The organism is Erwinia sp. AC075 (assembly GCF_979253995.1).
On record NZ_CEEDEU010000001.1, the window covers coordinates 4,592,041 to 4,607,173 of the forward strand.

The 15,133-nt window shown below is 53.4% G+C and carries 7 protein-coding genes; 1 reads left to right on the forward strand and 6 read right to left on the reverse strand.

Annotation, left to right across the window (positions count from 1 at the left end; all coding sequences use genetic code 11):
- The first annotated feature begins 22 nt into the window (after positions 1 to 22).
- Positions 23 to 808, forward strand: coding sequence for a 4,5-DOPA-extradiol-dioxygenase (gene ygiD / locus AC0IXH_RS21400; RefSeq protein ID WP_346595856.1), 786 nt, complete (start codon positions 23 to 25; stop codon positions 806 to 808).
- Positions 809 to 818: 10 nt separating this feature from the next.
- On the opposite strand, the gene AC0IXH_RS21405 is transcribed toward ygiD, so the two are convergent.
- From AC0IXH_RS21405 to tolC, 6 genes are all read right to left on the reverse strand, one after another.
- Complete coding sequence (locus tag AC0IXH_RS21405; RefSeq protein ID WP_471720973.1) at positions 819 to 1,835, reverse strand: hypothetical protein; 1,017 nt, start codon at positions 1,833 to 1,835, stop codon at positions 819 to 821.
- Between the two features lie 127 nt (positions 1,836 to 1,962).
- Positions 1,963 to 10,440: an Ig-like domain-containing protein gene (locus tag AC0IXH_RS21410; protein ID WP_471720974.1), complete on the reverse strand. Its 8,478-nt coding sequence runs from the start codon at positions 10,438 to 10,440 to the stop codon at positions 1,963 to 1,965.
- Between the two features lie 235 nt (positions 10,441 to 10,675).
- Positions 10,676 to 11,056, reverse strand: a complete 381-nt coding sequence (locus tag AC0IXH_RS21415; RefSeq protein WP_241199665.1) for a hypothetical protein — start codon at positions 11,054 to 11,056, stop codon at positions 10,676 to 10,678.
- Positions 11,057 to 11,662: 606 nt separating this feature from the next.
- Complete coding sequence (locus AC0IXH_RS21420; protein WP_471720975.1) at positions 11,663 to 12,823, reverse strand: glutathionylspermidine synthase family protein; 1,161 nt, start codon at positions 12,821 to 12,823, stop codon at positions 11,663 to 11,665.
- Between the two features lie 4 nt (positions 12,824 to 12,827).
- On the reverse strand, positions 12,828 to 13,499 hold the full coding sequence (locus tag AC0IXH_RS21425; protein WP_013203875.1) for a DUF1190 family protein: 672 nt from the start codon (positions 13,497 to 13,499) through the stop codon (positions 12,828 to 12,830).
- 144 nt (positions 13,500 to 13,643) lie between these two features.
- On the reverse strand, positions 13,644 to 15,122 hold the full coding sequence (tolC, locus tag AC0IXH_RS21430) for an outer membrane channel protein TolC (RefSeq protein ID WP_134822770.1): 1,479 nt from the start codon (positions 15,120 to 15,122) through the stop codon (positions 13,644 to 13,646).
- Positions 15,123 to 15,133: the final 11 nt, after the last annotated feature.

Below are 15,133 nucleotides of genomic sequence, written 5' to 3' on the forward strand. Positions count from 1 at the left end.
CGACATCTTCAGGGGAACCACTATGAGTCAGTCACGTATGCCCGCACTTTTTCTTGGCCATGGCAGCCCAATGAACGTGCTGGAAGAAAATGTTTATACCGAAGCCTGGCGTGAGCTGGGCCAAACCTTACCGCGTCCTAAAGCTATCGTGGCGGTCTCCGCACACTGGTACACCCGCGGCACGGTGGTTACAGCGATGGAAAAGCCAAGAACCATTCACGATTTTGGCGGATTCCCTCAGGCGCTGTTTGACACCACTTATCCGGCTCCGGGTTCACCGGACCTGGCCCGCCAGGTGGTTGACGCGCTGGCACCTTACGATGTCCGTCTGGATCAGGAGTGGGGTTTTGACCACGGTTCATGGGGCGTGCTGATTAAAATGTACCCGGAAGCCGATATTCCAGTGGTTCAGCTGAGCGTCGACGGTACGCAACCGCCGGCTTATCACTTTGAACTGGGCCGTAAGCTCGCGGCACTGCGCGAGCAGGGCGTGATGATTGTCGCCAGCGGCAACGTGGTGCATAACCTGCGCATGGTGCGTTGGGAAGGCAATGCTGAACCTTACCCGTGGGCCTCATCCTTTAACGACTACGTGCGTGAAAACTTGAGTTGGGAAGGGGAAGCAGAGCAGCATCCGCTGGTGAACTTCAGTCAGCACAGCGGCGCTGCGTTATCCAACCCGACGCCTGAGCACTACCTGCCACTGCTTTACGTGCTGGGTGCCCGTTTGCCGGGTGAAGCCGTCTCTATCCCGGTGGATGGTTTAGTGATGTCTTCGCTCAGTATGCTTTCGGTGCAAGTGGGCTAAATGCACACCATCAGTTGGTGTTGACAGAAAGAGGGGTGAAAGCCGGCGTTGCTTTGGCCTTCACCTCTTTTTCTGCATTGTTAAAGATCCACGCAGGACTGTTCAGGGTTAATGCTGCCAGTTTTGGGGTTAATACCAGCGGCACAGAGTAGCTTGCCTTGCCTGCGCTAATCGGGATAGTTAACGGCACGGTCTTACCGGGCGTGACAGCGGTTCCTTTAAGGGCGACGGCAAAACCAAATTGGTCTTTGTCAGTGCCGTAATGATCGCTTTTGTTTGTCATGGCATTTCCTGACAGCGAAAAGTCACCGGTTACAGTGGAAATTAAATTAGCCAGCCCGGAGGTATCCGACGAGCAGGCAATATTCACCACCGGTTGCGCACTGAGGCTTGATGAGGCTGACAGGGCTTGGGCTGTGGGCACTGCAAGACTGAATGTGCTGTTAGAAACCGTATGGGAACAGCTTACCGTGCCGGCCTGATTCCACTCTGAGAGGCTGAATTTATAATTCATTGCGTTAGCCGCTTTGTTTAATCCACCTTTGCCATCCAATTGAAACAGACGGATAGCGCCTGATACCTTACTGGTGTCGATATCCCCGGTCTTTTTCAGATAGGCCTGAAATCGAAATGTTTTTGTAGCGGCCGCTCCGTTGATTGTCCAGCCGGTATCAATTTTGGTGTTGATGTTGCCATTTCCTGAGCTTTCATCAAAGGTACCGAGATCTTTACCATCATATACCAGTCCCATTTCTACGCCGCTTGGCGGCGTCTCGCTCTTAATATAGGGAAATGGATAAAAATAGACGTTTTCCTGGATACTTCCTTTGCAGGTAATATCACGCACATATTCTTTTGATTCCCAGACCCGGCTGCCATTCTGCGTGCCAGAGAGCAGTACCAGTTTACCGATTGATACAACTTCATCGACCGTATTACCAATATAACAGTCAAGGGCGGCAGCATTAAATGACAGTGTCAGGGTGAACAGGCCAAAGGTGATTTTTCTTTTCAATGATTTTTTCATTTATCGTAGTTCCTTTACATCAGTTAATTAATGGAGCCTCGGCTGTTTTATTCCGTCTTCGGTAGCGTCAATTTTAACAGGCCGGCGATTACCGGCCTGTTAACTATAAACACAGTTTCGGAGTCGCTTAATTAATTACTAAGGTTAACTGCGGCGAATACAAGCCCACATCAACCGACATGTTTTCCACTAAGACATCATTTTGCAGAACGGAGATAGTTCCTGTACCCGCTTTCGTCCCGCCGGTCAGTGTCGCCGTGTAAACCCCATTCTTTTCAGTGACTGCGCTTATTTTCGTTCCTTCTAAATTAGCGACCTTGAAGGCAACTTTCCCTCCAGTGACGACATTCTGAAATTTATCTTTCGCAGTTAACGTTATGGCAAGCGTAGATTTCCCATCAGCTGGCAATATGTTGTTGCTAAGTTGCAAGACTGAGTTGCTGGCATTAATTGGGGCGGCAACAAAGATAACCTTTGTGGACTTGCCGGTTGTGTCAGTGCTGATGATGGCAGTGAGAGTTATGCTACCTGCAAGGGTGCTGGCAATTTCCGCTGTGGAGACTCCTTCAGCATCTGTTTTAAGGGTTCTTGCGCCCCATATAACTGTTCCTGCCGCCTGGAAGGTGACCGCCACATCTTTTACGGGATTCCCCTTGGCATCTTTCACCACGGCAGTGAGCGTGGAGAAGGTATTACCATCCGCCGTCACGCCGGTCGCTGGCGAGGCCGTCAGGCTGTCGACGACGGCTGTTTTAGTATTGGCGATAAAGGTAACGCTCACCGTTTTTTCAATGCCCTTAGTGCTGGCCATGACGTCCATTGTCATTGCTTGAGAACTGCTCACTGTCGTGACAGCCATACCTGCACTGTCGGTCTGTACCTGTCCTTTGCTAAGCGTACCTGGTGCGGAGAAGGTAACTGATGTATCCGACACAGGGTTATTGTAGGCGTCGGTGATCAGAGCCTTGATGGTTGAGACGGCGACGCCGTCCGCAATAATGCCTTCTGCCGGCGTTGCCGTCAGGCTGGCTATCGTGGCGGTAGACGCATCTGCCTTAAAGACAACGGTGATGCTCTTGCTGTCTTTAACCATATCCGTCCTGGCCGTAACCGTATTGCTGCCTGCCACGGTACTGGTGAGCGTCATCTTCGCGTAACCGTTGTTGTCGGTGCGGGCAGTAAGCTGATTTGGCGTCGCTTTGCCACTGAGGGTAAAAATCACCTCTACGTCACTGACAGGGTTCTCATTTGCATCCTGTACTACAGCGGTGAGGATCGACTGATCTTTAGCATTAGCCAGTGGAATATTTGCTGACATCATAATGTCAGTCACTTTTGCCGTGTTTTCGTTGGCGATAAAGTTGACTGCAGCGTTCTTACCCTCAGGATCATACTTGGTCACGGCTCTCGTCTCATGAATCCCCGCTATTTTACTGGCAATGGTTACCACCACCTTGCCTTCACTGTCGGAAACAGCTGAAGACTGGCTCAGGGTGCCGTTAGCTGGCGCTTTAAAGGTTACTGCGGCCCCTGCCACCAGATTGCCATTGGCATCTTTCACAATTCCCGTCAGGGTGGCAAATGACTTACCGTCAGCGATTACCTGGCTTTGAGACGCGGTAAAACTGTTGATGGCGGCGGTAGCAATATCGCCAATAAAGTTGACGGAGGCCTGCTTCCCGGTTTTGTCATAAGCTGTCTGCGCCAGCACCGTGCTGCTGCCTGCGGTAAAGCTGATGGCGCTCACTGATGCTTTACCATCATTGCCTGTTGTCGCCGATGAGTTAATGAGGTTGGCGTTGCCCTTGATGGTGAACGTCACCCGGGCGTTATTGACCCGATTTCCGTTGGCATCCGACACCGTTGCCGTCAGCACAGATTTATCCGTGCCATTAGCGGTAATTCCACTCTCCGGCGCAGCGCTAAGACTGTCGACTTTGGCCGTGGCCTGGTCAGCAATAAAGCTGACGGAAGCCTGCTTACCGGTTTTATCGTAATCAGTGGTTGCAGTAACGGTACTGCTGTCCGCAATAAGGCTGGTCAGTTTCATTTCTGCATACCCCTCGCTGTCCGTCGTCGCGGACGTGCCGGCCAGGTTGGCGTTTCCGCTTACGCTGAAGCTGACGGGTTTGTTGCTCACAGCATTGTTATAGGCATCGACCACCCTGGCTCTAAGCACCGAACTGTCGGCACCGTTGGCGATGACGTCGGATTTGCGCGAGGCGTCCAGGAAGTCAACATGCGCAGTCGCGGCATCGGCCACAAAGCTGACGCTAACCTGTTTGCCGATGCTGTCGCCCTCGAGGGTCGCCGTGACGGTGCTGCTACTGGCGCTGCGGCTGGTAAGGTTCGCCGTCGCCACGCCGTTCACATTGCTCCTCGTGGTCTTAGCCAGCACACCCTCACCGGATGTCACGGTAAATGTCACATCAAATCCACTGACCGGATTACCGTTGGCATCTCTTAACCTGGCGCTAATTACCGAGCGGTCAGCGCCATTTGCCGTCACGTCTGAAGATCGTGAAGCGGTAAGCGTGTCGATCTTCACCGTAGTGCTATCGGCTATAAAGCTGACGGCGGCCTCTTTGAAGTTCGTGTCCGTTTCGGTATGCGCTCTGACCGTGGTGATTGCAGCGGTACGGCTCATGAGTTCGACAGTCGCTAAACCATTGACGGTAGTGGCTGAATTCTGACTCAACGTCCCATTGCCAACGTTGATTTTAAAGGACACGGTGACGCCGCTGACGAGGTTACCGTTAGCATCCTTCACCGTGGCAGTCAGCACGGAGTGGTCAGTGCCGTTCGCCTTCACGTCTGAAGGCCGTGACGGGATCAGGCTGTCGATGGTTGCCGTAGCCGGGTCGGCTTTAAAAAGGACGCTGGTTTGTTTACCGGTCGAGTCCGCGCCGACGGTCGCGGTGACCGTGATGCTTTCCGCCGACAGGCTGGTTAGCTGCACGCTGGCGACGCCATCTACAGTAGTAACGCTGTCCTCAGCTAATTTGCCGCCCGTTACCGTGAAGGTGACTTTTGCGCCATTGACCCGATTTCCGTTGGCATCTTTTACCGTGGCGGTGATCACAGAGCTATCGCTGCCGTCAGCCTTGACGTTATCCGTCCGTGAAGGGATCAGGCTGTCGATTTTTGCCGTGTCTGCGTCGGCAATAAAGCTGACGGCAGTCTGTTTACCGGTGGTGTCGAAAGCCGTAACGGCGGTGAGGGTCGTGCTGCCAGCAGTGGCGCTTTTCAGCGTCACCGTGGCTGCCCCTTTGCCGTTGGTTTTGACTGTGGACGGGCTCAGATCGGCATTACCTGTCACACGGAAGGTCACCTCCTCATTTGCCACCGCATTGCCATTGGCATCTTTCACCGTGACATCAATGGTGGAAGTCGCTTTGCCATCGGCCTTGATCCCTGATGCCGGCGTCGCGGTGAGCGTGGCAATACTGGCTGTTTGAGCATCTGCGACAAAGGTTACGGTGGCCTGTTGACCACTTTGGTCAGTAGCCGTGGTAGCCGTGACAGTACTGCTATCTGCGTTGACACTGGTTAGCCCCACGCTAACTTTTCCGTTGCTGTCGGTGGTAACTGAGCCCGACTCCAGTATTGCCCCGTTAGTTGCAGTAAAGCTTACCGGCACCTGGCTCACCGGGTTGTTATTGGCATCCCTGATTACCGCCGTCAGAGTGATGACTGAACGGCCATTTGCCAGTGCGGTGGAAGGGAAGGGAGTGAGGCTGTCCACTTTCGCGGTGCTTTTATCGGCGATAAAGCTGACTGCCGTATTTTTGCCGGATTTATCAGCGTCCGTGGTTGCGGTAACGGTGCTGATTTCCGCGGTGCGGTTTGTCAGACTGACTATGGCATAGCCGTCATCGTTGGTTTTGGCGGACTGAGTAGCTAAGTCGGCATTGCCCTCGACGCTGAAGAACACGTTAGCCTGCTTCACGCGGTTTCCATTGGCATCGGTTACGGTGGCTTTAAGTTCCGAGCTGTCAGTGCCGTTAGCCACAACCCCCGCGTCAGGTGAAGCGATGAAGTTTTCTATTTTTGCTGTGGCAAGGTCGGCGATAAAGCTGACGGATTCAGTTTTGCCCGTCGCATCAAAATCGGTTACTGCTTTAACGCTAATAATTTCAGCGCGGGTACTGAACAGATTAACGCCAGCAATACCATTTACCGTATTGGCCGATTTCTGGCTAAGTTCTCCATTGTCTGTCACCACGCTGAAGGTGACGTTAGCGCCATTGACCAGGTTGCCACTGGAATCCTTCACTGTCGCAACAAGGGTTGTACTATCTGTGCCGTTAGCCTTCACCCCGTCTGTTCGTGTGGCGCTTAAGCTGGCTACTTTCGCCGTGGCAAGGTCGGCAATAAAGCTGACAGAAGTCTGTTTGCCCGTTCCATCAAAGTTGGTGACAGCCGTGACCGTGATGATGTCAGCGACATTGCTGGTGAGCTGCGCGGTAGCGATGCCATTCTGGTTACTGGTGGCCGAAGTCGGACTCAACTTGGCTTTGCCATCCGAGACCGTGAATGTGACGGTCGCGCCATTGACCAGGTTTCCCTGAGCATCTTTCACCGTGGCGGTAACCATGGCGCTGTCCTGACCATTAGCCGTTACATTCTCCGTACGCGACGCGGTGAAGTCGGCAATTGTCGCGGTGTCTGAGTCACCAATAAAGCTGACGGCAGCCTGTTTTCCGGTGCTATCGACGTTGGTTGTTGCCGTAACGGTGATGGTTTCAGCGCTAAGGCTGGTCAGAACGGTCGTGGCTACACCGTTGACGGTGGTGGCAGAGGTCTGACTGAGTTTCCCCTTGCCTGCTGATGAAGTGAAGAACACCTTCGCACCGTCCACCAGGTTGCCGTTAGCATCTTTCACCGTGGCGGTAAGTATTGAACTGTCGGTGCCATTGGCTTTCACATTAGAATCTCGTGAAGCGCTCAGGCTGTCGATTTTGGCTGTGCCCACATCGGCCCTGAAGGTGACTGAGGTCTGCTTACCGGAGGCATCAGCGTCTGTGGTGGCCGTAACGGTTACGATCCCGGCCTCAGTGCTGGTTAGTTGCACGGTCGCGATACCGTTGGACGTCGTGGCTGGAGATGGCGTCGCCGATCCCTTGCCGGACACGTTGAAGAACACTTTAGCATTATTGACCAGGTTGCCGTTGGCATCCTTGACCGTCACGGTGAGAACCGACATATCGTTGCCGTTGGACAGCACATCATTATCGCGTGAAGGGATCAGGCTCTCGACTTTCGCTGTGGCTACGTCGGCGATAAAGCCAACAACAGTCTGCTTACCGATGTTGTCACCGTCGACCACTGCCGTCACCGTGCTGCTTCCTGCCGCTTTGCTGGTAAGGGAGACTGTCGCGGTGCCGTCACTGTCGGTTTCAGCGGTCGACTCACCCAGGATGGCATGGCCATGCACGCGGAAAGTGACCGTAACGCCCGCTACGGCATTGCCAAAGTTATCTTTTACCTTCGCGGTCAGCAGTGAACTGTCAGATCCGTTGGCTTTCACCTCTGTATCACGCGATGCGCTCAGGCTGGCAATTCTCGCTGTCGTGGCATCAGCAATAAAGCTGACGGTGGCCTGCTTTCCTGTGGTATCAAAATCGGTTTTCGCCGTAACGGTGAGGGTATCCGCCTGCGTGCTGGTCAACTGGACGGTGGCGATACCCTCTCTGCTGGTGATAGCGGATGACTGGCTTAATTTGCCTTTTCCATCGGCAGGCACGCTAAAGCTCACTTTTGCCCCGCTGACGAGGTTACCCCTGGCGTCTTTCACCTGCGCGCTGAGGATCGAAGTGGCAATGCCGTTGGCTTTCACCTCAGAGGCAGGTGAGGCAATAAGGCTCTCAACGCTGGCCGTGGCAACGTCCGCAACAAACTCAACGGAAACCTGTTTACCCGTCGCGTCAAAAGGCGTTGTGGCGCTGACGGTAATGCTGTTGGCTGTGGCGCTGGCCAGGCTAATCGTAACGGTGCCGTCATTGCCCGATATGGCCTCAGTCGCGCTGAGTCGACCATTGCCGCTTATTATCGCAAAGTTAACCAGAATCCCACTGACGGCGTTGCCCTGAGCATCCTGCACCACGGCGTTGAGCTGGGCGGCTTCAGTGCCATCCGCCTTCACGCCAGCTTCTGGCGAAGCGGTGAACTGGTCTATCTGCGCGGTACTGATATCACTGATAAAGGTGACGGTGACCTGCTTACCGGTTTTATCTTCTCCGGTGATTGCGGTTACCGTACTGCTGCCAGCTCGGATACTGGTCAGATTAACCCTGACGGCTCCGTCGGCATCAGAGATAACCGTGGTCTGGCCCAGTTTGGCCGCACCCGTGGCGTTGAAAATCACCGGCGCGCCACTGACGCGGTTGCCGTTGGTGTCTTTCACTACTGCCGTCAGGACTGTGGCATCAGCGCCATTCGCCGTCACCTCGGTGGCTGGCGTCGCGAACAGATCATCAATTTTCGCGGTACGCAAATCTGCGACAAATGTCAGCTCGGCACTTTTGGTCATGCCGGTGGCTGATGCGGTCAGGGTGACGGTGCCAGCCAGTTTGCTGGTCAACTCCACGGTGGCAGAACCGTTGCTGTCAGTCACGGTGGCGGTGGTAGAAAGCGTCGCATTCCCAGCGACAGAGAAGGTGACCGGCACATTACGGATCGGGTTGCCGTAGTAATCGGCGACCAGCACCCTGGCTTTATTGGCGACGCTGCCATTGGCGACGGCATTGTTGACGTCCATGGTCAGCTCGGCCATTTCAGCGGTAGTGCTATCGGCGATAAAGTTCAGCGTTTTGCTGTCGCGGTTACCGTTATCCAGATGCGAGAAAATAGTGACCTTACCGGCGCGGGTTGAGGCCAGCGGCACCATCGCGCTACCCGAGGTATCGGTAATATGCAGCGCTTCACAGTTGTTAGCGCCCTTCAGAATACAGCTGTCATCAATGCCTGAGACCACAAAGCGCACGTTATGATCGCTTAACAGTTCACCGGATTTTCCGGTGACTTTGGCATGCAGCTGTGCAGCATCCACGCCGTTGGCCACCACATTATCGGCCGGTTTAACCTCCAGCGTGATGATGGTGCTGGAAGGGATAAGGTTAATCACCACGGTACTTTCTGGCGAGACATTGCCGTGGTTATCGGTGGCGATGGCCGAAACGGTATAGCTGTTAACCCCCTCGTGCAGATATTTCGGTAATTTGACCGCCACAGACGTCGCCGAATCCTGAGACAGTGAGCCGCCCGCCGCAATCAGTTCTGCTGCGCGCCAGTCAATTTTTTTCAACCCGTATTTCGCGCGAACGCTGGCAGTGATCACCGTGATGGACGCTGCTTCAGCGCTTACCGATGCCGGTAGGGAGAGTGAAATCAGATTCTGTTTGCGATACTGCATGACGATGTTGTAGTTACGATCGACAAAATCGTAACGTGCGCCAGGCAGGCTGCGCATCACCTTGACCGTTTCACGGTCGGTCTGTTCTTGCCACGACAGGCCGAGGCGGTAATTAATGTCCAGACCGACAAAGCTGTCGGATCCGCTACCGGATTTGTGGCCCGCCTTGAAGGTCAGCAACGGGATCGGCGTGTAATTCACCGTGGTGGTGACGGCGGAAGGGGAATCCCGCAGGTCACTGGGACTGGCAGAATTATCAAGAACGATGCCTTTACCAAAGTACTTTTCATACTTCACCGACGCGCCAAATTGCGGGTAGAACGGCAGCCAGGCATCGGCGGCCAGATCAAAACCGTTGGCAGGACGTTCGTCGTAATCTTCCATCGCATCCAGTGGCGACTGGTGCCAGTCGGTCAGGCGCTGATATTTATTGGCGCTCAGTTTCAGGTAGTGGGTCCAGGCTTCGGCCCCGACGCTGAATCGCGCATTGTTGCCGGTGATATCGCGGTCATAGAAGCTGTTTACCCCGAGCATAAAGTGGTCGGAGAGGTAATGACGCAGCCCCAGCCCGAGATTGAGCGTGGTGCGTTCTTTATTGACGCGAACGCCCTGTTGGTTGAACAGCAGCGTGCTCGGAGTATCCCACCACGGGATCAGTAAATCCGCACTGGCTTCACCTGCGGAATTAAACTGGATGCGGGTATTGCCGCTTTGGCCCATCCAGTCACGCAGCGCACTGCTGGCCATATCATTTGCAATACCGGTAATGACGCCCATACCGGCCTGAGAACGGCTGTCTGCGCCCATGATTTGCCAGAACTGCTTAACGCCTTCGAGCGGGCGCAGATCGTTTTCATCCGCTTCACGGGAACGTTGCATATCCTCATTTAACAGCAGCGATTTTTCTTTTGATAAGCTGCTCTGGCTTCCTTCCAGTGAAGGGAGCTGTGAAATAAGGTCATTGCTGCCTTCTTTATTTAACTCTGCCGCAGTATTGAACGGGCCAGAGGAAGAAGAGGCGTCGTAGGCCGGTGAGGCAGGGAATAAAGGGGGCGAAAGGTTGAGTGCCGATGGCGAAGGATCGCTACTTTCCTGCGCTGTAGTTGCAGGCGCGGGCTCAAGGGTGTGGCGGTCTGGCAGGGTACTTATCCCCGCGTTGAGCTCCGCCATCGTCTCGCTTAATGCCAGCATGTCTGAATTAGCCCGGACGGCTGAAGAATAAAGCGGTATAGCAATCGAGACAAATAGATGGTTCAGTATAACAAGAACAGAGGCTATTTTTTTGAATTTGAAGTCCATATCTTCCCGTCCGGAAAAAAAGTTCCATAACCCCGGAGAGGAGGTTATGGAAAGTAGAGAAAAAAATGTAGGAAAAGATCTTTTGATTGTTAATGTGACAGGCTGTCAGCGGCAAAAAGCGGTTTATTTAGATCTGGCTGATGGATTTCATTTTTTTTTGAATTTCCAGGAAAGCCTGGCTTTTTACACGCTCGCAGACCATGTTCAGTTTGTCATTCAGGGTTAGCGTCATCAGCTCTTTCGGATCCTGTTCCATCAGGCCTTCATGACTTTTGAAATACGCGTGGGAGTTATTGATTTTATCGAATTGCAGACGGTACTGATTAAAGGCTTCGTAATTGAGGCCTTTCAACATATCAAAGTTATCAACACACTTCTTACCGTCAGTCTTTTGTTGCACCAGGCTGTCGCCAGTTTTTTTGACCGTTCCTTTTTTTCCTTGCGGCGAACTGCAGGCGCAAAGCGTCAGTGAAAGAAGCGCAAGTGAGACGAATTGATGAATCTTCATTGTACATATCCTTATGGCTATCCAGGCCGAGTGTAAAAATGATAAGCACACAGGTGCTCTCATCTAATAACAAGGCGGCAACTTTAATAAAGTTATTAAGATTTCTCCGCAGGACTGGATTTTTCTTAACAACTTTTGCATGAGGATAAAGATGGGAGAGAGCTTAATGAAATCGTTTTTGACGATTAGTTGAACAGATCTTGTTTTGTTAAAACGATCAGAGGATTAATAAAGATCTTAATCTTTAGCGTTATCCATTACGGGTGCCGCTACTGGATATATAGGGCGTTTATTGGCACCTTTAGATCTTGATATCCTTGTGTTTTATCCTGATGTCATTCTGAATGATTGTTTATTTCGGCGTTTTCGTCTTCATATTATTGATGAATGTTAGCATAACCGCTTAGGAATTTTTGAGGTGAATAAGCGCAATTATCAGACTGCCTGTAGCGCAAATTTTAAAAAAACTAAGGAGAAAATTGCCGGGAAAGATGGAAAAGGAGGGGAAGGGGCAGTACCGGGGCTGAGAGCAGGGTGGAAATACATGAACAGCAGCAGCGAAGCACTCCGTGTTAACGGAGTGCTCAACTGAAAGGCATAACAGCGTTATTCAATAAAGGTGTGCGGATAGAACCGCGACAGATCCTGTGTAATCAACGCCCGGTCTTCGCGGATGCCAATACCAGCCGGTTGATCGTCGATCAGCCAGCTGCCAATTAAGGTGTAGCTGTCGCCAAATTTTGGCAGCGGGTGGAACTGCTGCACAATCATGCCTTCTTCGCCATAAGGTCCATCGGCACTGGCAATTTCCTTGCCGTTTTCAATGATGCTGATGTTCGAACCTTCGCGCGAAAACAACGGCTTAACCACATATTTATCCATATGCGGCACGTCATCTTCGGCAAAATACGCCGGCAACAAATTCGGATGATTGGGGAACATTTGCCACAGCAGCGGCAGCAACGCTTTGTTGGAGATAATGCTTTTCCATGCCGGTTCCAGCCAGCGAACGCCAGCATCCTCCAACTTGGTAGAGAACACCTCACGCAGCATAAACTCCCACGGATACAGCTTGAAGAGGTTGCCGATCACCTGGTCATGCACATCGGTGAACTGGCCTCGTTCGCCCAGGCCAATTTCATCCATAAACAGAAATTCGCTCGGTAAGCCGGCTTCGGTGGCGCAGTCCTGCAGATACTGAACCGTGCCACGATCTTCGTCGGTGTCGCGACAGCAGGCAAAATGCAGCCAGCTGAAGCCATGCTGCTGATGGAGGTTGGCAAAGCGCTCAATCAGCTTCTCTTGCAGGCTATTGAACTGATCGCTGCCGGTAGGCAGGTTACCCGCCGCCTGCTGATCTTCCAGCCAGATCCACTGAAAGAACGCCGCTTCATACAGCGAGGTCGGCGTATCGGCGTTGTTCTCAAGCAGCTTAATGTCGGAATGGCCATCCCAGGCCAGATCCAGCCGCGAATAGAGCGACGGCTGGTTGGTTTTCCACGAGGCGCGCACGAAGTCCCAGGTGTGTTTTGGAATGCGGAATTTGGCGAGCAGCTCTTCGCTGTTCACCACTTTCTCCACCACCTGTAAACACATCTGATGCAGTTCGCTGGTTACGTCCTCCAGCTTCTCAATCTGCTGGAGCGTAAACTGGTAGTAAGCATTCTCACACCAGTAAGGCTCGCCGTGCATGGTATGAAAACGGAAACCGTATTCGGTGGCCTTTTCACGCCAGTCCGGGCGTTCAGCGATAGCAAGACGCTTCATGGCATTAGCCCCCTGAGGTGCGGCGGGAACCGGATGTCGCGCTGCTACGCTGCGCGGTGGCCTGCTTAGCTACGCTGTCACCAAAGCCGCCACGGGTGACCGTGCTGGTGGTGGCAGGTTTCGGCGCCATGGCGGTTTTCGGCACGTTCATGGTGCGGCCTGGTGTGGCAGCGCCAAAGCTTTTACCGCTGGCATCCACAAACTTGCCGTTGGCCGGGCTGTTCGGTGCGCGTGAGGTGAACAGCGGCTGCTGTTGTCCACCAAAACCGCCGCCCATCATACGGCCCATCATGTAGCCTGCCATCAGCGGCATCCAGAAGCTTCCGCTCTGCTGAGATTCGGCATTATTGGTTGTGCCTACGCCCGCCTGAGCAGGGGTTTGCTGGCACTGCCCCTCACCGAATTCCGCCACGCAGTCTTCACGTGTGGCATATTTCGGTGCGGTTTTTTCCGCTTCTTTTTTCGCGTTGTTGAACGCCGTGGTGCATTGCTCGCTTTTGCCCGGGTTGGCGCTGGAGCAGTCGTCGGCATTTTGATACAAGGAAACGCTTTCATCCGATTGTTCACAACCGGCAAGCATAAAGACCGCGGTGACCGCTAAGGCTACCGGGGTTAAGTGTCGTGCGCTCCAGCTTTTGCGAAAGGAGGCATGATTGATTTGTTTAGTCCGTTTCATCACGTTCTGTCCTGTGCCCAAAGGTAGTGCATAGAATAGGGTAACAGCGGTGAAAAATGAAGCGATGAGGGCAGTACGGAGGGGGATCTTTACTTAGCTATACGTTTGATTGTGAAGGGGCAGCAGGCGCTGCCCCTCTGGGGATTACTTACTGAATGGATTGCCGCTGGCACGGGCTGGCGCGGTGCTTTGTGCAACCGGCGTAGCATGAACCTGAGCCGGTGCAGCATTGCCGTTATCAGCCGCGTTATTTTGCTCCGGGGTTTCAGGTGCCACCGCCTCAGGAGAGGTAGACACATCTTTGCCCAGACGCGCATTCAGCGACTGCAGATCCTGCTCGTTCAGCGTACCCAGTGCCGACTTGATATTCAGCTCATTGATCATGTAGCTGTAGCGGGCATCGGAAAGCTGCTGTTTAGCACTGAACAGCGTGGAGGTCGCATCCAGCACATCAACGATGGTACGCGTACCCACCTGATAACCGGCTTCCATCGCATCGAGGGAGCTCTGGGCAGACACCACGGCCTGACGATACGCATCGATGCTGCTGATGGACGCATTCACGTTGTTAAAGGAAGAACGCACGGTCTGAACAGCAGAACGGTGCGCGCTTTCTAGCTGCTCGCTGGCAGCAACGAATGAATACTGCGCCTGCTTAACCTGAGAGGTGACGGCACCACCGCTGTACAGCGGCAGAGAGAAGCTCAGGCCAACCTGGTTAGAACCGGTGATGCTGTCATCGGTCGCAGACGTCTGGTTGGCGCGGCTGCCACCGTATTTGCTGTTAGACATACCGGTAGAGGCGGTCAGATCCAGCGTTGGCATATGGCCAGTTTCGGCTGAACGGATGGATTCGCGTGCCAGATCCTGGGACAGACGCGCAGACAACAGGCTCAGGTTGCGGCTTTCGGCTTCTTTCAGCAGTGCGTTAACCGGCTGAGGTTTTTCCGTTTTAAAGCGGTCAATGTTCAGCGACGCCAGGCTTGGATAGTAGTTGCCGGTGACCTGACGCAGGATTTCAACGTTGTTATCCAGCGCGTTGCGTGCGGTCACTTCGTTAGCCAGCACGCTGTCATACTGGGCGCGGGCGTTCTGCACGTCAGTGATGGCAACCAGACCGACGTTGAAGCGTTGGGTGGTCTGATCTAACTGGCGATAAATAGACTGTTTCTGCGCTTCCGTGTAGGACAGCGTATCAATCGCATTCAGCACGTTAAAGTAGGCGGTAGCGGTGTTCAGGATCAGCGTCTGCTGTGCAGTCTGATAAGTCACATCCTGGATGCCGGCTTGTTTTTCCTGCAGGGTCAGCGCGCGCCATTTTGACATGTCAAAAATGGTCTGAGTCAGCTGCAAGGTTCCGCTGGTGGTATTGGAATGCAGGCCACTGCTGTCGCGATAGCCGTTGTTATAGGTATAATCAGCACCCAGGCCTAACTGCGGCAGCAACGGGCTACGGGCTTCGTTGATTTTCTCAAAGGCCGCATCACGATCTGCTGCAGAACTGCGAAGATCGGGGTTAGACAAACGAGCCTGTTGGTAAATCTGCAACAGGTTTTCTGCCTGACTGGCGACACTGAAGCCGCCCAGGCTCAGGCCGATGAGTAACGGGAGCAGTTTCTTCATTTGCATTCCTT

Excerpts from the sequence above, each read along its gene's own strand:
- ygiD (WP_346595856.1), top strand. The coding sequence starts at position 23 with ATGAGTCAGTCACGTATGCCCGCACTTTTTCTTGGCCATGGCAGCCCA.
- AC0IXH_RS21405 (WP_471720973.1), bottom strand. The coding sequence starts at position 1,835 with ATGAAAAAATCATTGAAAAGAAAAATCACCTTTGGCCTGTTCACCCTG.
- AC0IXH_RS21410 (WP_471720974.1), bottom strand. The coding sequence starts at position 10,440 with ATGCTGGCATTAAGCGAGACGATGGCGGAGCTCAACGCGGGGATAAGT.
- AC0IXH_RS21415 (WP_241199665.1), bottom strand. The coding sequence starts at position 11,056 with ATGAAGATTCATCAATTCGTCTCACTTGCGCTTCTTTCACTGACGCTT.
- AC0IXH_RS21420 (WP_471720975.1), bottom strand. The coding sequence starts at position 12,823 with ATGAAGCGTCTTGCTATCGCTGAACGCCCGGACTGGCGTGAAAAGGCC.
- AC0IXH_RS21425 (WP_013203875.1), bottom strand. The coding sequence starts at position 13,499 with ATGAAACGGACTAAACAAATCAATCATGCCTCCTTTCGCAAAAGCTGG.
- tolC (WP_134822770.1), bottom strand. The coding sequence starts at position 15,122 with ATGAAGAAACTGCTCCCGTTACTCATCGGCCTGAGCCTGGGCGGCTTC.